Annotated in this window: 18 protein-coding genes; 13 read left to right on the plus strand and 5 right to left on the minus strand. The window is 66.4% G+C overall.

The genetic code is table 11. From position 1 onward, the window contains the following. Positions 1 to 153: 153 nt before the first annotated feature. From IFSED24_RS16380 to IFSED24_RS16390, 3 genes are all read left to right on the plus strand, one after another. Positions 154 to 768 carry a right-handed parallel beta-helix repeat-containing protein gene (locus IFSED24_RS16380; RefSeq protein WP_491332557.1) on the plus strand — a complete coding sequence of 205 codons (615 nt, stop codon included), beginning with the start codon at positions 154 to 156 and terminating at the stop codon, positions 766 to 768. Beyond that, entirely contained in the window at positions 769 to 1,455 is a 687-nt protein-coding gene (locus tag IFSED24_RS16385) for a FlgD immunoglobulin-like domain containing protein (RefSeq protein ID WP_491332558.1), read from the plus strand. It abuts the gene before it with no gap. A gap of 108 nt (positions 1,456 to 1,563) precedes the next feature. Then, on the plus strand, positions 1,564 to 2,526 hold the full coding sequence (locus IFSED24_RS16390) for a hypothetical protein (protein WP_491332559.1): 963 nt from the start codon (positions 1,564 to 1,566) through the stop codon (positions 2,524 to 2,526). 111 nt (positions 2,527 to 2,637) lie between these two features. On the opposite strand, the gene IFSED24_RS16395 is transcribed toward IFSED24_RS16390, so the two are convergent. Then, positions 2,638 to 3,159, minus strand: coding sequence for a group I truncated hemoglobin (locus tag IFSED24_RS16395; protein ID WP_491332560.1), 522 nt, complete (start codon positions 3,157 to 3,159; stop codon positions 2,638 to 2,640). Positions 3,160 to 3,655: 496 nt separating this feature from the next. Here IFSED24_RS16395 and IFSED24_RS16400 point away from each other — a divergent pair, with 496 nt between their 5' ends. Together IFSED24_RS16400 and IFSED24_RS16405 are read left to right on the plus strand one after the other, a co-directional pair. Next, positions 3,656 to 4,348 (plus strand): hypothetical protein, encoded by a 693-nt coding sequence (locus tag IFSED24_RS16400; RefSeq protein ID WP_491332561.1) that lies wholly within the window; start codon positions 3,656 to 3,658, stop codon positions 4,346 to 4,348. A gap of 180 nt (positions 4,349 to 4,528) precedes the next feature. Beyond that, complete coding sequence (locus IFSED24_RS16405; protein ID WP_491332562.1) at positions 4,529 to 5,155, plus strand: metallophosphoesterase family protein; 627 nt, start codon at positions 4,529 to 4,531, stop codon at positions 5,153 to 5,155. A 13-nt stretch (positions 5,156 to 5,168) separates the two neighbouring features. On the opposite strand, the gene IFSED24_RS16410 is transcribed toward IFSED24_RS16405, so the two are convergent. Beyond that, positions 5,169 to 6,659, minus strand: coding sequence for a serine hydrolase (locus IFSED24_RS16410; protein ID WP_491332563.1), 1,491 nt, complete (start codon positions 6,657 to 6,659; stop codon positions 5,169 to 5,171). A 368-nt stretch (positions 6,660 to 7,027) separates the two neighbouring features. On the opposite strand from IFSED24_RS16410, the gene IFSED24_RS16415 reads away from it, so the two are divergent. Continuing rightward, the gene (locus IFSED24_RS16415) at positions 7,028 to 7,498 is read left to right on the plus strand and encodes a TspO/MBR family protein (protein WP_491332564.1); all 471 of its coding nucleotides are present in this window, start codon (positions 7,028 to 7,030) and stop codon (positions 7,496 to 7,498) included. Between the two features lie 194 nt (positions 7,499 to 7,692). On the opposite strand, the gene IFSED24_RS16420 is transcribed toward IFSED24_RS16415, so the two are convergent. The 3 genes from IFSED24_RS16420 to IFSED24_RS16430 form a co-directional block, all read right to left on the minus strand. Next, a complete protein-coding gene (locus tag IFSED24_RS16420) occupies positions 7,693 to 8,409 on the minus strand; it encodes a T9SS type A sorting domain-containing protein (protein WP_491332565.1) in 717 nt (238 codons plus the stop codon). Between the two features lie 39 nt (positions 8,410 to 8,448). Further along, positions 8,449 to 8,976: a hypothetical protein gene (locus IFSED24_RS16425; RefSeq protein ID WP_491332566.1), complete on the minus strand. Its 528-nt coding sequence runs from the start codon at positions 8,974 to 8,976 to the stop codon at positions 8,449 to 8,451. 181 nt (positions 8,977 to 9,157) lie between these two features. Beyond that, positions 9,158 to 9,934 (minus strand): carboxypeptidase-like regulatory domain-containing protein, encoded by a 777-nt coding sequence (locus IFSED24_RS16430; RefSeq protein ID WP_491332567.1) that lies wholly within the window; start codon positions 9,932 to 9,934, stop codon positions 9,158 to 9,160. A 321-nt stretch (positions 9,935 to 10,255) separates the two neighbouring features. Between IFSED24_RS16430 and IFSED24_RS16435 the strand changes: the two genes are divergently transcribed. The 7 genes from IFSED24_RS16435 to IFSED24_RS16465 all read left to right on the plus strand — a co-directional run bounded on the left by IFSED24_RS16435 (position 10,256) and on the right by IFSED24_RS16465 (position 19,474). Next, positions 10,256 to 10,735, plus strand: a complete 480-nt coding sequence (locus IFSED24_RS16435) for a hypothetical protein (RefSeq protein ID WP_491332568.1) — start codon at positions 10,256 to 10,258, stop codon at positions 10,733 to 10,735. Between the two features lie 65 nt (positions 10,736 to 10,800). Continuing rightward, the gene (locus tag IFSED24_RS16440; protein ID WP_491332569.1) at positions 10,801 to 11,895 is read left to right on the plus strand and encodes a hypothetical protein; all 1,095 of its coding nucleotides are present in this window, start codon (positions 10,801 to 10,803) and stop codon (positions 11,893 to 11,895) included. A 126-nt stretch (positions 11,896 to 12,021) separates the two neighbouring features. Further along, the gene (locus tag IFSED24_RS16445) at positions 12,022 to 13,386 is read left to right on the plus strand and encodes a right-handed parallel beta-helix repeat-containing protein (protein WP_491332570.1); all 1,365 of its coding nucleotides are present in this window, start codon (positions 12,022 to 12,024) and stop codon (positions 13,384 to 13,386) included. A 73-nt stretch (positions 13,387 to 13,459) separates the two neighbouring features. Further along, the gene (locus IFSED24_RS16450; RefSeq protein WP_491332571.1) at positions 13,460 to 14,548 is read left to right on the plus strand and encodes a hypothetical protein; all 1,089 of its coding nucleotides are present in this window, start codon (positions 13,460 to 13,462) and stop codon (positions 14,546 to 14,548) included. Between the two features lie 230 nt (positions 14,549 to 14,778). Next, positions 14,779 to 17,595, plus strand: coding sequence for a C13 family peptidase (locus IFSED24_RS16455; RefSeq protein WP_491332572.1), 2,817 nt, complete (start codon positions 14,779 to 14,781; stop codon positions 17,593 to 17,595). A gap of 81 nt (positions 17,596 to 17,676) precedes the next feature. Beyond that, positions 17,677 to 19,179 (plus strand): T9SS type A sorting domain-containing protein, encoded by a 1,503-nt coding sequence (locus IFSED24_RS16460; RefSeq protein WP_491332573.1) that lies wholly within the window; start codon positions 17,677 to 17,679, stop codon positions 19,177 to 19,179. A gap of 85 nt (positions 19,180 to 19,264) precedes the next feature. Continuing rightward, positions 19,265 to 19,474, plus strand: a complete 210-nt coding sequence (locus IFSED24_RS16465; protein WP_491332574.1) for a zinc ribbon domain-containing protein — start codon at positions 19,265 to 19,267, stop codon at positions 19,472 to 19,474. The last annotated feature ends 132 nt before the right edge of the window (positions 19,475 to 19,606 follow it).

The raw sequence follows: 19,606 nt of genomic DNA on the forward strand, positions 1-19,606 counted from the left end.
CTGACCCCGCCGGCCGGATGCGACGAGAAACGGTGTCCAGATACTCTCCCTCCGTTCTGGTAGAATATGCTAGAATTCCGACCTCGTAAGATCATTATCAAGCCAGCATCGAGGCCGAACACGATCCGGAACGATCCGAGAGGGGGATCAGCCATGTTCCGACTCACGCCCATCGTGCTCCTCGCCGCCATGCTCGCCACCGCCGCCGCCGACACCATCCCGGTCTCCCCCGACGGACCCCTGACCATCCAGGCCGCCATCGATGCCGCCCTGTCCGGCGACGTCGTCGAGCTGGCCGACGGCATCTATACCGGCGACGGCAACCGGGACCTCGACTTCGACGGCAAGGCCATCACCCTGCGCTCGGCGAGCGGGGACCCGACCGCTTGCATCATCGACTGCGAGGGGTCCGACGCCCACAACCACCGCGGCATCCACTTCACCAGCGAGGAAGGCCCCGACTCCGTGGTCGAGGGGATCACCATCCGCAACGGCTACCACGCCTGGTCCGGCGGCATCTACAGCGAGACCTACTGCACGCCGACCATCCGCCGCTGCCGCTTCCTGGCCAACCAGGGCACCGAGGGCGGCGGCCTCTGCGTCAAGGACGCGGCCACCGTCGAGGACTGCTGGTTCGAGGGCAACCATTCCTCGCACCACGGCGGCGGCGCTTCGGCCGCCATGACCTGGGGCTGGGCGCCCACCTTCACCCGCTGCACCTTCGTCGACAACACCGCCGGCATCTACGGCGGCGCCTTCCGCTGCTGAATGTCCGCCGCCGCACTGGTCCAGTGCACGTTCGTCGGCAACTCGGCTCCCAACGGCAGCAACATCTCCGCGGATTGCGACGGCCATGTCTCGCTCGATCGCTGCCTCGTCACCGGCGGGGTCGGCGGTTCCGGCGTCTATGTCAACGGCGGCAGCAGCGGCGTCTTCACCTGCACCGACATCTGGGGCAACGATGCCGGCGACTGGGTCGCACCCTTCGCCGACCAGCTCGGCCTGGACGGCAACATCTCGGCCGACCCCCAGTTCTGCGACGCCGCCGGTGGCGACTACACCGTGGCCGCTTCCTCGCCGTGCGCCCCCGAGCACAGCGGCGGCTGCGGCCAGATCGGCGCCTGGCCGGTGGGCTGCGCGGGCATCACCGCCGTGCGCCCTCCCGCCACACCGCACGGCCTCGTCGTCCTGGCGCCCAGCATTCCCAATCCCTTCAACCCCGCCACCAAGCTGACCTACACGATCCCGGCGGCCGGATCGGTGAGACTGGCGATCCATGGCCTCGACGGTCGACTGGTGGCGGTGCTGGTGTCGGGATCGCGACCGGCCGGTCGCCACGAGGCGACCTGGCGCGGCTGCGACGCCAGCGGACGGAACATGCCGTCGGGGACGTACCTGGCGGTGCTCGAGGCCGCGGGAGAGCAGCACACCCGGAGCCTGGTGCTGCTCCGTTGATCCAGGCTCCAGAATCGGAAAGGAATGCACCCGAAACAATTCGTCTTCCACCATCCGGATGCCATGAACGGACAACCGCCGACCATATCGCTGGAAAGGGGAACCGACATGAAAGCAAGATCCTTATCGATCCTCGCCCTGCTCATCTGTCTGATCTCCCTCGATGCCGCAGCCCAGAAGAGCGGCGAGATCGTCTTCTCCACAGCCATGATCGACCCCGCCAGCCCAGCCGGTCTGACGGATGAATTCAAGGCCGACGACGACATCTATGCCATGGCCTACTTCGACAAGAGCGTCCTCGGCCTGGTGAACAAGAGCACGGCGACCAAGGTCATCGTGGAGATCTTCCTCTACGAGCTGAAGGCGCCGCTCTACGACTACCAGCAGCCCAGCGAGATGCAGCTCGAAACGGCCTCCCTCACCATCTCCGGAGCCGCGCTCCAGAACGAGTACCTCGCGGTGGACATCGTTCCCGCCCCGGGCCAGATGACCGCCTACGGCACCCCTGATCTGACGTACAAGAAGTTCGGCCCCAAGTTCGCCGGGCCGGTGAAGTTCGCCGAGCGCCTGGGCCAGCTGGAAGGCGGCGAGCACACCATCATCGTGAAGGTGAACTGCAACTACAATTTCGTGGCGGAGGGCCGCTTCACCCTGCAGGGCGATGATTTCGCCGCGCTCGGTGCCAAGTCGCAGGCCATCAACGATGCCGCGGCGGGTCTGAAGACCAGGGACACGGCCATGCCCAAGGCCGCCATGTCCGACGCGAAGCTCGAAGCCGAGATGAAGGCCGCCTTCATGGCGTCGCAGACCTACAAGGACCGGATCAAGGGGGAGGTGTTGCGGGTGGTGATCATCGACCCCGACTGGATGATCCGCCGCCACCAGGTCTCGGGCGCCATCCTGCACCGCTACATCCGGGCCGGCATCGCGGTGAAGAACGGCGACGGGAGCTGCACCCTGTGGCAGCTCGTCACCTTCCAGCAGGACTACGTGGGCGACGCGTTCCAGGCGACCCGGTTCGACGGCGTGGGGGACCCGGTGCCGATCCCCTGCGAGAAGGTCGGCCAGTAGGCGGATCCTCGGGAGAATGATTCAGGGCCCGGGCGCCGGCCCGGGCCCTCTCGATTTCGGCGAGTTCGCGCAAGGTCAGCGCGCGGGGGCGTCCCCATCCATCTTCGCCGGCTATTCGAACACGACCTGATCCTTCAGGGACATCAGGATGCAGACGACCTCGTCGATCTCCTCCTGACCATAGTTCATGGACTTCATGGAACCGATGATGTCGCCCCCGGCCGACAGGAAGTCGGCATCGGTCAGGCGCAGGTGCGCGTGCGACGACGGCAGGTCGCGGCCGGTGTACTGGGCGGTGCCGCCGGTGCCGGCCGCCATGAAATCGGCCACGTGCCGGGCCAGCTGATCGCCATCCACATGCTCGAACATGTTCTTGATGTCGGGGTTCACCTGGTGGCGGCGGACGATCTCGTGGGTCAGTGCGAGGATGCGGTCATATCCGCCCAGCCGGTCGTAGAGCGATTCGGTGGCATGCCGCTCGGCGCGGGCATCCTGGGAACTGTCGCACATGGACTGCAGCGCGGTCATCTGCTCCGCGGCGGTCGGCGCCTTCTCGGCGGCGAGGAGGGGGGTGGCCAGGAGCAGGAGGAGCAGGATCGAGAGACATGGGGGATTAAGGGGCGTTCTCTTCATCTTGGTCTCCTTCGGAAACATCCCTTGTGCCAGGGAGAATGTGTCCGGCATGCTTCGTGATTAATTTCGGTGGAGAATTTTGATATCTATGAATGTGGGCGACATCGATGGTGCTGTTCTGGGTGCACTCGGAAGCCCAGACACAAATTCGAAGGCACAGCTTAGCAGATGCCGGGGATAAAAACAGGAGAAAATTTATCTTTATAAATGATCGGCCTCGATCCGCCCGCTCAGACCCCCTCATTCTCGCCCAGATTCTCGCGAAATCTTGACACCCCATGATCTTTTGTGGCACAATGCTGCCAGCCCGACATCTCCGCGCCCCACCATGACGCGGAATTGCTGCACACCGCAGTCGCAATCATTCGACACATTCCATTTCGATGTCAGCCCATGGTGTGCTCCGCCTGGCGATTCTGCCGGTCGATCGCACGCTGCGGTGGCCGTTTCCGACGCGCCGCCGCCCTCCTCACCCTTTCCTTCAAGGGGGACCACCATGCAGCATCGCTCACGCATCATCATCGCCCTCATCACACTCGTGGCACTGGGACCGGTTGCGGCCCAGGCCGATTGGTTCGACGGCTTCGAGAGCTACCCTGCCGGCGGCGGCATCCACGGCATGGGCGGCTGGATGGGCTGGAACGACGATCCCGCGTTCGACGGCGTGATCACGGATCTGTATGCCTACACGGGCATGCAGTCGCTGGCCATCTCCGGCCCCGCGGATCTCGTGCAACAGTTCAGCGGCTACACCGCCGGTATCTGGCACATCACCGCCTGGATGTACATCCCCACCGACTTCACCGGTGAGACCTACTTCCTGGCCCTCAACACCTACGAGCCCAACGGCAGCCAGAACTGGTCGGTTCAGGTGCGCTTCAGCAATGGCATCGTCATCACCGACAGCGCCGGCGGCGAGTCCATGCCCTGGATCGCCGGCGAGTGGGTGGAACTGAAGCTGGTCATCGACCTCGATACCGACATGCAGACCTTCTTCTACGGCGATACCATGCTCTACCAGACGAGCTGGACCCAGGGTGTCTCCGGTGGCGGTGCGCTCGACATCGGGTGCATCGACCTCTACGCCAACGGCGCCAGCCCGGTGTACTACGACGAGATGTCGCTGTCGCCGGCCACGGTGTCGGTGGAGGCGAAGAGCTTCAGCTCGGTCAAGAACCTGTTCCGGTAATCAACCGGGATTCTCGCTCACCGCGGGCCGCCTCATCGCGAGGCGGCCCTACTTTTCAGCCGACGTCATCGATGGGCCACGAGGAAGGAGGACGATGACGACCGGGAGGTGGTATCCTGGCGGGGCGGGATCCAGAAAACGACCTTGCCACCGATCCAGTCCCCTGCGAAGGGCTCGCCCTTGAGAATCCTCGCCATCGCCGACACCGCCGCCCCCTCCCTCGACGCCGCCGATTTCCCGGCCAACTTGCCGCCCTTCGACCTGGTCCTCGCGGCCGGCGACGTGCCTGGCCACGTCCTCGACTACGTCGCGAACAAGAGCGCGGTCCCCCCGGTCTACGTCCTCGGCAACCATGCCCTCGGCTACCTGCGCGATCCGCATGACGGCACGCCCGTCTCCGTGGCCGGCTGCATCAACGTCCATGGCCGGGTGATCGAACATGAGGGGTTGCTGATCGCGGGCATCGAGGGCAGCCTGCGCTATCGGCCCGGTCCACATCAGTACAGCGAGCGTGAGATGGAAGCGTTCGCCGTGTGGCTCGCACCGCGGTTGGCCTGGCACCGCTGGCGCCACGGCCGCGCCCTCGACGTGCTGCTCACCCATGCCGCGCCGCGGGGGCCGCACGAGGGGCCGGACCCGCCGCACCGGGGTGTGGCCGCCTTCAATCGATTGCACCGGTGGTGGCGGCCGCGCCTTCACGTCCACGGTCACGTGCATCTCTACCGGTCGGACACGAGGCGCGAGTACGTGACCGCCGAGGGGGTCCGGGTGGTCAATGCCTACGGGATCACGTTGATCGAGCTGTGAGGCGCGGCGACCATCACCGGATCAACGTCAGCTTGCTGGCCTGCGCGCCGGTCGCCGACTGCATCCTGACGACATAGGTCCCCGAGGGCAGCGCCCGGCCGGCATCGTCGCGGCCGTCCCAGTAGACCTCATGACGACCGATGGCCTGCGTCCCATCCACCAGCAGGCGCAGCGGCCGGCCGCGCAGGTCGAACACCTGCAGGCGGATGGGGCCGGCCAGGGCGACCTCGTAGCTGATGGCAGTCCGCGGGTTGAAGGGGTTGGGCTGGACCGCCAGGCGGCTCGCCGTCCGGGACGACGGCGATGCCTCCAGGGGCAGGCAGTCCGCGAGGTTGTCGATCATGTAGTACATCGCCTCGATCAGGATCTCTTCCATTCCGCCGCCGCCGTTCTTGAGAAGAACCACTCCATACTCGCGTGATTCATGGATCACCATCGCCGCGGTATAGGTCGCACCGCCGCCGAAGTGGCTCCAGTACCGTCCGGAGGGGAAATCGTAGTAGAACCACATGAGGCCCATGGTGCCGGCGACCCTGTCATACTGCGGCGTGAACATGGAATCGACCGTGGTCGCTTCCAGGATGCGGACGCCCCCCAGCTCGCCCCCGTTCATCATGGCGAAGGCGAAGCGGGAGAGGTCGTGGATGGAAGTACGGAAGCCGACCGCGGGATACCGGAAATCGTTGGGGCCGTTCTCGCTGGTCTGGACGTAGGCCTCGATCTCCGGGTTCCACTGGTAGGCGTGCGCCACGAGTTCGGGATCGAGTTCGTCTCCGAGCCAGGCGCTGCCCACCATGCCCAGCGGCTCGAAGATCTGGGCCCGCGAATATTCGGGGAACGGCTGGCCGCTGATCTGCTCGGCCAGACAGGCAGCCACGCAGGGGCCGGTTGCTCCGTAGTGGTAACCGGTCCCCGGACAGTAGTCCTCCCAGTCGACGGGGTCGTAGAGCGAGCCGTCGGGATCGAGGATCTCGGCGAGGGTCGGGCAAAGAGGATCTTCTTGCGCGCTGCCCCACGGCTCTTGCGGCATGCCGGAGGTGTGGGTCATGATCATGCGGGGCGTCACCGCCGTGTCGGGATAGGCGGGGTGTACGATCGAGAAGTCGAGATACGCATTGACGTCCCCGTCTAGATCGAAGCCCACATCATCCCACGCGGTCATCAGCACGGTGCCCGCGATCGCCTTGGAAACGGACAGGGTGCCGAAGATCGTGTGATCGGTGACCGGGATGCTGTCCTCGAGTTGCGCGTAGCCGTAGGTGCCGGTGTAATAGAAACCCGCGGTGCAGAAGACGGACAGGGCGCAGCCGGGCGTGTGGTTCTCGGCCATGATGGCCAGGACGGTGGAATCGAGCTGTGCGCTGCTGGTCGGCGGCCGGCCCGAGCCGGAACGGGTCATGGCACCGGCCATGTCCGGGGATCGAGCCTGGTCACCGTCGCCGGCGCCCGTCAAGACCAGCACCAGCAGGCAGACCAGGACGATGGGAGCGAGTTCGCGTGGCATGAGCATACCTCCGGTCAGATCCATGGTGTGGGTGAACGGTGCCGGAGGTCTGGCATGCGGCGAATATCAAGAGGCGGGAGGATGCCGTTCGACCGATCCGTCGATCGCACGTCGCAGGTGTCCGACTGAACCCGGGCCAGGATGACTGCCGCCACAGCGACTCCCGGATGGTCGTACCGGCTACATCATGATCGATCGGGATTCCTGCCCGCAATTGGGTAGATCATCTGTTAGTATAAAGATTCATGGTGTCCCGGCTGGCGTGCACTGCCCGCACCTTGGCCCCCGATGCTGCTGGCGGCGGGTCCGGTCGCGGGGTGTTTCTCGAGCCGCGTGCCACCGGACCACGAGCGGGAGGATCCACCAAGATGACCATTCTCAGGTTCCTGATCTCCATCGCGGTGCCGCTGCTGGTGGGTGGTCTTTCGGGCATCGCCACCGCGCGGGGCGTCCGGGAATGGTACCCCTCGCTGGTCAAGCCGGCCTTCAACCCGCCCGCCTGGATCTTCGGTCCCATGTGGACGCTGCTGTACGTGATGATGGGCGTGGCGGCCTTCCTGGTGTGGCAGCAGGGCTGGAGTGTCCGGGCGGTCCGGCTGGCGCTCGCCCTGTTCGCCTGGCAGCTGATCCTCAACGGACTGTGGTCGATCCTGTTCTTCGGCATGCAGTCGCCGGGCCTGGCGTTCGTCGAGATCATCCTGCTGTGGCTGTCGATCCTGGCCACGGTGATGGTCTTCTGGCGCGTGACCAGCGTGGCGGGGATGCTCCTGCTGCCGTATGCGGCCTGGGTCGCATTCGCGATGGTGCTCAACGGGTCGCTGTGGGTGCTGAATCGCTAGCGCCGGGCTCCGCGGCGTCCGTGCTGCCGGCCGACATGTCGAAGAAGGGGCCGCCCCGAACCGAGGCGACCCCTGTCGTCTTGTTGGCGGCTAGCTTCCAGATCTCCGCCGGCCCTGCGCGAACCCCCGGGGGATGATATCCGCAGTCTCATCGGATAGCCTTGCGGGCAGGGGGGGCGCGGGGTGCCCCGGAGTCACTTGATCAGCGTCAGCCGGCGCATCTCCGTCAGTTCCCCGGCGGAGAGCACACCCATGTAGACCCCACCGGGCAGGCCCGCCGCGTTCCAGTCGTACTCGTGGCGGCCGGCCGGCAACGGACCCTCGGCCAGCGTCGCCACCTCCTGGCCGCGCAGGTTGTAGATCTTCAGGGTGACGTGTGCGTCGTGGGCGATGGCGAACTCGATGGTCGTGCGCGGGTTGAACGGATTGGGATAGTTGCGGAACTGCTCGAACCGCGCGGGCATGGCGTGGTCGACATCACCGACCCCGGTGGTTCCGGCCCGAACCAGCGTGATGGTCTGGACCTCGGGATGCGGCTCGGGATCGTCCCAGAAGTTGTAATGCATCTCCAGGGTGTCCCCGGTGTAGGAGACCACCTCGTAGTAGAAGTGCTGGTAGAAGCGCATGCCGGCATAGACGGTCTGCAGGTACCAGAAGTGGACCCGGTTGGTCTCGGCCTCGTACTCGCACATCTGCGTATTGGGGTAGATGGTCGGCATCAAGGAGCCCGACGAATCAGTGTAGAAGCCGCTGGGCTCCACGACCAGGGTCATGGGGATGTCGTAGTTGTTGTTCTCGCTGGCGATCGAGCCTTCCCACGTGCCGACGAACTCGTCGAACGAGAATTCCTGGGCGGTTGCCGGTCCCTGCGCCACGATCAGCATCAGGGCGGCGAGAATCCATGGCTTCATGGGGCCATCCTCTCCTGGAAATCGAGTGATGATCAGTTCCTAGCGGTAGAGCGACTTGACCGTGCCCCAGGACCGGCCCTCGACCGGCGTGCCGTCGCATGGATTCGGGGCCCCGCCGATGCGCGTGCCCGTGATCTCGGTGCGCTGGCAGGTGTCCGGAACGTCGGGGCAGTCGCCGGAGTAGGTGATGTCGGTGGTGGCGACCGAGGTATAGGTGTCGCCGTCCCGCGTCCCGGTGACGTCGTAGACGAAGTTCATGGTGCAACCGGGTATGATCTCGAGCGAGCCCTCGCAGTGCGTCGTGTAGGAATCGGCATCGGCCGAGCCCGTGCACTCGAGGGGCATCTCTTCGGGATCGGGGTCCTCGAACACGGATCCCGGGCAGATGGTGTCGAGGTCGGTGGTCGCGAAGAGCAGGGTGTTGGTCTCGCACTCGTAGACCGCGATCTCGAGTTCCCAGATGCCGACCCATTCCTCGGGGATCTCGACGTCGGCAAGGGCGGGAACGGCGGCGATAGCGAGCAGGATGATGAGGACGGTCAGGGCCTTCAATCTCATGGTGAGCACTGTAATACCTCCCTGGAACATGAGCGATGGGTGGCTGGCTGCATAGCCGGCCACTGGAGATGCCCTGAAAGAATAGAAGATTTATCCTAATTTGTAACCAGGGGGATTTCTTTAAGTTGTGGAGAAGGAGGATTCGGCTCTGATCCGGTGGCGGACATCCTTGCCGGTGGTGCCGAGCTTCTCACTCGCAACTGGCCGAGGTCCGGCACAGCTTGCGTCCATCGAACAGCAAGCAGCCCGGTTCTCCGCACTGCTGGTACTGGATGGTCGCGGTCTGACCGCTGCTGTAACGCACCGAGATGGTGCCGGACTCCGTGGTTCCCTGGATGGTCCAGACACCCTGGCCGCCGCTCTGGTTGGCGGCGCCCCAGGCGCCGGTCTGGTTGCCGCCGGCGTCGCTCATCGTTCCCGAGTAGCCGGACTCGCTGAAGTCGGCGTAGCTGCCGTCGGGGCACAGTCCGATCTTGGTCTCGGTGGATCCCGAGTATCCCCACCAGGTGCCGGCGATCTGGCTGGCCAGCTCTGCGTCGTTGGGCCCGGCCGGGGCAGGCTTGCCGGTGGCGGCGGCGGTCAGCTGATCGGTCAGCTCCTTGGTGCCGGCGGCGGCGTAGTTCATGGAGCCGGTCGGATCGCTCAGGTCGATGTCCCGGCGCACGTTCTCGGCTGCGACCACGATGTCCTGGACGATCTCCCCGACCTTCAGCTGGTAGTGCCCGGGCTGGAGGCCGGGGAAGCCGAACTTGCCGAAGAAGTCGGTCTGATCGCTGGCCAGGACCTGGCCGCTTTCGCCATCGATCAAAAGCACGGAGGTGCCCGCGGCGGCGGTCTGGGAATCCTTGCCCACGAAGCCGTGGATGGTGTACCCGGTGTCCGGATTGCCGGCGGGAACCGAGGCGCAGGAAGCCAGGAACAGCGATGTTGCGACGAGCAGGCAGAGAGCGCTGGTCAGACGGGACATGGCAGCATCCTTCCGATGTGGAGCCAGGCCGGTGGCGAGAAGACCAGTCTAGCATGTTGGTCGGATTTTTTCTTCTGGATTGGCGCGGTCGATGAACTGGAGGCCTGGGGGCTCCAGTGATCAAAGCTCCGGCGTTCAAGCGTACCTCAGCGTACATGTCTGGAGCTCCGAGGTTCATGCGACTTCATCGATCCAGTTTTTGTGTGTATATAACTTGTTGCTAAAAAACAATTTGAGAAATTTCTAGTTCCTGGTCCCTCGTATGCTTCTCATCCATATCCGGACCCCTGAATCATCCACCTCGAACGATTGGAGATCATCATGAGCAGGAACCTCATCCTGTCCGCTCTTTGCGTCGTGCTGATGGCGGGTGTCGCCGGTGCCCAGGGCTTCGGGCCTGGCGACGGCACCGGTGAGTGCCAGTTCATCGACGAGGACGGCGACGGGTTCAACGACCTGGCCCCTGATGCGGATGGCGACGGCATCCCCAATGGCCTGGACCCGGACTACGTCAGGCCCGAGGACGGCACCGGCCGTCAGCTGCAGTACCAGCACGGCAAGCTGGGCGATCCGGCGGGACTGGCCGAGGGTTTCGGCCAGGCGTTCGCCAAGATGAACGCCTACAAGGGCGAAGGCCCGGGCCAGGGCGGTGGTCATAGCCACGCTTACGGTCCTGGTGACGGTACCGGCGACGGTGTGGGTCCGGCCGACGGCACGGGCTTCGGTCCCGGCGACGGCACCGGCGACTGCGACGGCTCCGGTGCGGGTGGTGTCAACGGCAAGCGGTCCGGTCGCCGCTAGCCGATTCGACGCGCGATCATGCTCGGGGGCCGGCCCAGCGGCCCCCGCTTTCTCGGGAGTCCGTCGTGACCATCTTCCGTGTCGCCGCGATATGCATCATCCTGAGTGTCGCCAACCCCGGATTCGCCCCGGCCGCAGATGCATTCTCCGGCCAGGTCTCCCTGGATGGCGGCTTCCTGCAGCACCCGCTTGGCATCGCAAGCGAACCGTCGTCGCCCTACCTCGCTGGTGAACTCGGTTTGCAACTGATCCTGGGAACGACCACGCGATGGAGTCTGACCTACGAGGGTTCGGCCACGCTGTTCGATCCCGACGTGCCGCTGGACGACACGCGCCATGCGGTCGGTGTCGAATGGATCCGGCCCCGAGCTCGCGACGCCTGGACCTTCAGCGCCGGACTCCAGGCCGGTCTGCGCCGCCAGACCGACGATTACCGCATCTACGACAATGACGAGGCCTACAGCTATCTGGCCTTCAAGACCTACCCCTATCCGCGGCTCATGGTGCGAGGGTGGGCGGGGCTGCGTCTGCGTTCTTACCGGGATCTTCCGGAGGAGAGCTATCTCGAGCCGCACTTCGTTCTCGAGGCCAAGCGATTCGGCGACGATCGGTCCACTCTGGGCGCCACCCTGCGCCTGGGCGGCAAGTGGTTCCACGATCCGGTGGCGCCGCAGGTCTGGGACACGGCCGGCACCCCCGTCACCTCACAGCTTGCTCTGGCCGTCAACGCCGCCCGCGGACTCTCGGACCGGTTGGGCGTGCGGGCCGCCATGCAACTGCGTCTGGGCTTGCGGGACTTTCCCTATTACGTCGCCGACGACCTCTACGACAGCCCGCTACTGGACCGTTATGCGCGAAGCGGTCCCTCGGCCCTGGCGGCGCTCAAGTGGCTGACGCCGCTGCTGGCCTGGTTCGAGGTCGGCGCAGGCTGGACGGAAGACGATTACGGCGCGATCCTCTTCGCCGATGGACTGGGCGGCGGCTCCGTGCGTTCCGACACCATCATCGACGTGTTCGCGTCGCTCGAACGCCGCCTGCTCAAGCATGGCAAGGGGGCGATCCTGCGGGCGCAGGTGTCCTGGCGGGACCAGGCGTCGAACATGCCTGGCTATACCTGGTCGGGGCTCATGGCCTCGGCGGGGGTGGAGTGGCGGTTCTAGGGCCGCTCCCGATCCTGGAGCCGGGTTCTGCGGCGTCCTGTTCGCGAAGGTGAATCAACCGCCGGTCTCGCGATGTGCTACAATCTCCATGCCCTGGCCGATCACCAGCACGGATTGGGGGATATCATGATAACCCTCCGGATCGCCATCCTGCTCGCGGCCTTGCTCCTGCTCGCCCTGACTCCGGCGCTCGCCCGCACCTGGCTTGTTCCCGGCGAAGCGCCCAACATCGCCACGGCTCTCGACCTCGCCAACTCCGGCGACGTGATCGAGATCGCCTGCGGCATCTACTACGAGCACGACCTCGTGCTGAAGGCCGGCGTCGTGGTGCGCAGCGAGGACGGCGTGGCCGGCTGCGTCACCATCGACGCCCAGCAGCAGGGGCGCGTGTTCCTGGCGGAGGACCTGGCCCAGCCCGCGGTGCTCCTGGGCCTCACCATCACTGGCGGCCTCATGCCGGCCAGCGATGACTACGGCGGCGGCATCCATTGCCAGGACGCCGCGCTGAACATGGCTCAGTGTGTGGTGCGCGGCAACGAGTCCGGCTACTCGGGCGGCGGCCTCTTCGCCCGGCGCGCCACCCTGATCTTCTCCAGCACCGTATTCGCCGAGAACGTGGCCGGCATGGGTGGCGGGGGCGCGGCGCGTCTCTCGGAGGTCGACGGCGAGCTCCTGGTCTGCCGCTTCGAGGGCAACGTGGGCGTCGACGGGGCGGCACTGTTCCTGTCGCAGACGTCCCTGGATCTGAACTTCTGCACCTTCCTCGGCAACGAGGGCCAGTTCTTCGGCGGCGCCATCTTCTGCGTGACCCAATCCGCGCCCACCATCCGCCATTGCACCCTGGTGGGGAACACAGCCTATCTCGGCGGCGGCATCATGGTCGCCGACCGTTCCCTGCCCACCATCGACGCCTGCATCATCGCGTTCAATCACGAGGGCGCCGGGATCGAGCTCCACGACCAGCAATCCGCCATCACCCTGACCTGCAACGACGTGTACGGCAACGAGGACGGCGGCTACTCGGGCTACCTCGACGACCAGACCGGCATCGACGGCAACATCGCTGCCGATCCGGTGTTCTGCGACCTTGAAGGCGGCGATCTCAGCCTGGCCAACGTCTCGCTATGCTTGCCGGAGAACAACGAGTGCAGCGTGCTCATGGGGGCGCATACCCAGGGCTGTGAGATCACCCTCGTGCCCGATCTCGCGCCGGCGGCCGTGCGCCTGGCCCCGAACCATCCCAACCCGTTCAATCCGGCCACCACCATCGGGTTCGAACTGGCCACGGCCACGATGGTGGAACTCGTGGTGCACGACCTGGCCGGCCGCCGGGTCTCGGTGTTGCGCCGGGGCTGGTGCGAGGCCGGGAGCCACCAGGAGATCTGGCAGGGGTGCGACGATGGCGATCGACCCCAGCCCTCGGGCACCTATCTCTATCGATTGCGCGCAGGAGACCATGTGGTATCCCGCACCATGGTGCTGGTGCGCTGATCCCGGCGTGGTGACACCAGCATGGAAACCAAGGTCGCAGGCTGGCGACTTGAACCGACGGGGAGCGAAGATCATGTCCACGAATCGCGGAGTTGCTGGCTTGAGGATGGTGCTGGTCGCCCTGATCCTTGGCAGCGCCACCGCCACGTGGGCTCAGAAACCCGTGCCTGGCCAGCACGGTTCGCGAGCGTGGCCCACGGCAAAGGAGAACCTGGCGAACCCGGTCATCCGGCAAGGCGGCGAGACCATCCTCGATGCGGTGGCGATCACGCCATTCAGCGTGTATACGGGCACCACGGCCGGCTATGCCGACGACTATGACGAGGCGTGCCCCTACGAGGGCTCGACCTCGCCCGATGTCGTCTACTCCATCGTGTGCGACACGGACACCTGGCTGTTCCTCGATCTCTGGGGATCGGCCTACGACACCAAGGTCTACGTCTACGACGAGGCTCTGGACTTGCTGGGCTGCAATGATGATTTCTACGCCGACTACACGTCCCGGCTCGAGTTCTGTGCGCCGGCCGGGATGACCTGCTTCATCGTCATCGACGGCTATGGCGGTGCCTACGGGGACTATGTCCTGGATATCTATTCGTATTGCTCGCGTTGCGACCTGGTCATCCCGGCGGATGCGGTCGACGAGGGTGAGCCGTGGCCTCCCACGGGGGATTGGCTCGACTGCTTCAATGGCGGGTGTCCTTTCCTGGCGTCCTGCGACCCGGCACCCTGGCAGACCCTCGTGGGCGATGCCGAGGGCCAGCTGGTCTTTCACGGTCTATCTGGCTTCGCCCGGGACGACGAAGGCCCCCGCAAGGACTGGGACTGGTTCGAGGCCACGATCGGACCGACCGGTGTGATCACGATCGAGGCCGACGCCGAGGTCGAGACGGGCCTGTGGGTGATGGCGCCGCTCGATTGCGACGACATGGAGATCGTTCAGAGCGTGATCTTCGGTGCCTGTGACCCGTGGAGCCTGTCCATCTCAGGAACACCGGGCGATCTGGTCTGGCTGTATGTCGGCCCCCTGTGGATCTTGCCGCCTACCTGCGACCCCGCGCCATTCATCTACGACTACCTGCTGCAGATCTCCGGCCTGCAGAGCGGTCCGGTGGCCGTGGAGCGACGCGATTGGAGCAGTGTCAAGGCCCTCTTCCGCTAGCTGGGAGCGATCGTCCTTCCAGGGCCGCCTTCGCTGCCGGAGGCGGCATCCTCTGCTGGCGATGATCGGTAGGGTGTAGGGGTTCACCAGGACAGCTATTTCCGAATCATCCGGTTCAACTCCCCCCACCCGATGCTGTATAATGAGAAGGCTCGTCCAGCTACCCGGCGATGCCGACGTCAAGCCTCGCGCCCGGTGCCGCTGCCGTCCCCACGATCGAAAGCCGTCCCATGAAAAACCATGCCCTGACCTGGCCGGTGATCCTCCTGTCCCTGCTGTGCGCCGCCTTCCTGGCCTCGTCCGCGTCGGCCCAGAACCACGCCGGCGATCGCGACACGGCGGTCTCCCTGGTCACGCAGGACCTGGGCGGTTCGCTCGACGGCGTCCGTCTCTGGGTCGATCCCTCGCCGCTGGCGGCCGGCCAGACCGTCGCCACCTGGCACGGGGACGTCTTCACCGCCGCCGCCCAGGGCTGGCTCGTGTTCGTGGACCGCCTCCCCGGGGCGAACTGGGAGCATCCCTGCTGGTACTACTTCGTCGACCGGGCCACCGGCCGTCTCGAACGCCACGATGCCACCACGCCGCCGGACAAGCTCCGCGACCTGGACGAGGTCACCAACGGCCGGGACAATCCGCCGCCGGGAATGTCGGAGGAGATGCTGGAGCGTTACAGCGAGCGGCTGCGCCGCCTGCCCAAGCCGGGGACCTCGCGCGGCCAGGCCTGGGCGCTGATCATCAGCGGCGGCGCCAACTCGAGCAACAACCACATTCGCTACTGGAACGACTGCTCGTTCATCTACCGCACGCTGGTGGACTACTATGGCTACGCGGATGACCAGATCCGCGTCTGCATCTCCGACGGCCTCGACCCGGCCGCGGACCGCTCGGACTACACCAACTCGCCGGCCGACCTCGACGGCGACGGCGATCCGGACATCGAGTACCCGGCCACGCTGACCTACATCGCGCAGGTCTTCAGCGAGCTCTCGGTCGCGCTCACGGCCACCGACCAGCTCTTCATCTACACCACCGACCACGGCGGCCAGGAATCGGGCCAGGACTGCTACCTGAACCTCTGGAACAACCAGGTCCTGCGCGACGACCAGCTCGCGGCGTACATCGATGCCCTGCCCTGCGAGACCGTGATCTGCACCTTCGAGCAGTGCTTCAGCGGCGGCATGATCGACGACATCGAGGGCGAGGGCCGCGTGATCGCCACCGCGGCGCACTGGAGCGAGGTCTCGTGGGCCATGGGCCCCGACTACGTCTACGACACCTTCGTCTACCACTGGACCAGCGCGGTGGGCTTCGCCAGGCCCGACGGCACGCCCGTCGACGCCGACATCAACGACGACGGCATCTGCTCCATGCACGAGGCCTTCCTCTACGCCGAGACCCACGACAACGACGACGAGACGCCGCAGTACAGCAGCACGCCCGACATCCTGGGCGATGCGCTCAACCTCTTCGGCAATCTCGAGGGCGTGTACCTCGTGGTCGACGACCTGATCATCGACGACGACCAGGAGGGCGCCTCCAGCGGCGACGGCGACGGCATCATCGATTTCGGCGAGACCATCGAGCTGAGCGTCGTCCTCTACAACATGGGCGCCGCCGACGCGCCCAACGTGGTCGGCACCCTGACCTCGACCTCGCCTCACGTGGACCTGGGCGTGGCCGCCACCTCCTTCGGTCTGATCCCCGGCGGCGGCACCGTGACCGCGCTGGAGCCCCTGGTCTTCACCGTGGCGGCCGATGTGCCCGACCTCGCCGACCTCGAGCTGGCCCTGGGCACCAACGAGACCCCGAGCTCGCTGGGCTTGCCGCTGACCGCCACAGCCCCGGCCTACACCGTGACCGTGGCCGCGATCAACGACGCCAGCGGCGGCGACGCCGACGGCCTGGCCGAGCCGGGCGAGGCCGTCTCGCTCACGCTCGAGGTGGCCAACAGCGGCGGCTGCGCCTCGCCGGCACTCGAGGTGATCCTGCGGGGTTCGGCGAACTGCCAGTCCGACGAGCTGCCGCGGCTCTTCGGCGTGGTGCCGGCGGGCGAGAATGTCCGGGTGTCGGGCTTCGTGGTGCAGGTCTCGCCGGACTGCCCCGAGATCCAGGTCGAGCCCATGGCGGTCGACCTGCTGGCCGCCGACGGCTACCTGGTGCCGGCCGAGCTGTTCCTGATGATCGGCCCCTGGTTCGACACGGTGGAGCAGGACATGGGCTGGACCCTCGGCGTGGCCGGCGACGGCGCCACCAGCGGCCAGTGGGCGCGGGTCGATCCACTCGGCACGGTCTACAACTCGCAGCAGGTGCAGCCGGAGTACGACCACACTCCCGATCCGGGGGCGCTCTGCTTCGTGACAGGCAACGGTTCGGCCGGCGGTTCGGCCGGCGAGGCCGATGTGGACGGCGGCTCCACCACGCTGCTGTCGCCGGTCTTCACGGTGGCGGACGCCGTCTCGGCCAACCTCAGCTACTGGCGCTGGTACACCAACGACCTGGGCAACAGCCCGGGCGAGGATCACTGGCGCGTCGCTGTGACCACCGACGGCGTGACCTGGATCCCGCTGGAGGACACGCAGGCGAGCGCGAACAACTGGACCGAGATGAGCTTCGATCTGGGTCAGTACGTCACCCTCGACGGCACGGTCCAGTTCCGCTTCGTCGCCGAGGACGCGGGGGACGGCTCGCTGGTCGAGGCCGCGGTCGACGACATCATGGTCTCGATCGTGCGTTCGCCCACCACGGCCACGCCGGAGCAACAGGCCACCGCGCTGACGATCCTGGAGCCTTGCGAACCGAATCCGCTCAGCTCGGCCGCCACGCTCAGCTTCCGGCTGGCGACGCAGACCACGGCGAAGATCGAGCTGTACGACCTCCGGGGACGGAAGGTGCGGACGCTGCACGCGGGGACGCTCGCCCAGGGCGCCCACCGCTTGAGCTTCGACGCGGTGGACGACCACCGGCGGCGGCTGGCGGCCGGGATCTATTTCGTGCGCCTGCAGACGCCGCAGGCGACGCAGGTCCGCCAGGTGACGGTCATCCGGTGAGGCAGTGACGTCCCGACGGGGGCAGATATGCTAGAATCGGGGTGACCGTGGACCTGACCCGAGTCCTGGAGGTTGCCCCGCTTGCCCATCCTGTCGCTGCGCCGCCTGTTCCACATCGGTCTGACGGCCGCCATCCTCGTGTTTCCGGGCAGCGGCCCGGCTCCGGCGTGCACCATCGGTGTGGCGAGCGGCCGGGCCACCCCCGACGGCCGGCCCCTGCTCTGGAAGGTCCGCGACAACGCCGCCGTCCCCAACAACGAGGTCTACTACAACACCTCGCTCAGCCTGCCCTTCCTCGCCGTGGTGAGCGCCGACGGCGGGCCCGACTCCCCCGCCTGGATGGGCACCAACGTGCACGGCTTCGCGCTGGTCAACGCCAACGCCGGCGACCTGAGCGCCCGGGCCAACGGCGAGTTCATGAGGGCCGCGCTCGGCAGCTGCCGTTCGGTGCGCGAGTTCGTGGACCTGCTCGCGGCCACCGACGGCATCCGCGACACCCACGGCAACTTCGGCGTCATCGACAGCACCGGCGCCGCGCTCATCATCGAGGCCTCCCGCCACCAGTTCTGGACCTACGACACCGCGGACACCGAACAGGGCTTCATCATCCGCACCAACTTCGCCTGCGTCGACACCGCCGGCACGGGCATCGACGGCCTGCCTGGCGCCGAGCGGTTCGTGCGCTCCACCGATCTGGTGACCGGATGGGTCGACACGGGCGACCTGACCGTGGCGAACCTGGCCGGCCAGCTCGCCCGCGACTTCTCCGGCTGGTCCAGCCAGCCCATCCCCGTGCCCTGCTACGGTTGCGGCGCGCCGGACAGCCTCTACGGCTGCTTCGATACCTTCTTCAGCATCTGCGCCGGCGGCACGGTGTCGGCCGCGGTGATCCAGGGCGTGGCTCCGCCGCCCGCCATGGAGCCGGCCTGGCTCACCACGCTCTGGGTGCAGCTCGGCCAGCCGGCCTGCACCGTCGCCTCGCCGTACTGGCCGGTGGGACCGCCGCCCGCCGTGGCCGACGGACCGGGCACCGCCCCGCTCTGCGACCTGGCCAACATGCTGCGCCACCACGTGGTCTTCCCCGTGCCGAACCAGCCCCGGATCGTGGACTCCTTCGCCCTTGACGACGGAAACGGGGGCGGGCTCTGGTCGATCCTGCTGCCGGCCGAGGCTGCGGCGGTGAACGCCACCGACGAGCGGCTGGCCCGCTGGCGCCTCGAGCCGCCACCGGAGAGCACCATCCTCGCGTTCGCGGATTCCCTGGCCGGCGCCGTTCGCGATCTCCTCGCCGACAACCTCACGGCGGCGCCGTTGCCGACGTCGTCGCTGATCCGGCTCGCCGCCTACCCCAATCCCTTCAATCCCACGACCACGCTGGCCTTCGACCTGCCGCATGACGGCCACGCGCGCCTCGATGTCCATGATCTGAAAGGCCGCCGTGTCGCCCGGCTCCTGGATGGTTTCCACGCTGCGGGGGCCCATCGGATCGGCTGGCAGCCGGACGACCTGGCCTCCGGCGTCTACGTGGCCCGGCTGCAGGCCGCGAACCGGGTGGCGCACTGGCGGTTGGTGCTGGTGCGGTGACCATGGCGCGAATAGATGGCCGGGCCCGGGGGAATATTCTCATGGAATCCGCCATCCGATCACACTTAGCCCGAGGGATCGTGCCATGTCCTTGAACTACACCTGTCCCAAATGCCGGAACAATGCCTTCGAGACCGACGAATTCCGGGCCACGGGAGGGTTCCTGACCAAGCTGTTCGACATCCAGACGAAGCGGTTCACCACTGTGACCTGCACGCGGTGCAAGTACACCGAGATCTTCAAGGCGGACAGCAGCATGCTCGGCAACATCTTCGACTTCTTCGTGGAGCGCTGATCCGCGTCTCTCCGCTGGGCGCCGACACCCCGGGCCATGGCGACGATCCCCGGTTGCAGCTACCCTGAGGGCCTAAAGCAGATTCTTGGTATCCACTATGATACTCGTGGGCGTGCTGCTTGGAATAGGCTG

It is taken from the genome of Candidatus Latescibacter sp. IFSED24 (genome assembly GCF_058273205.1).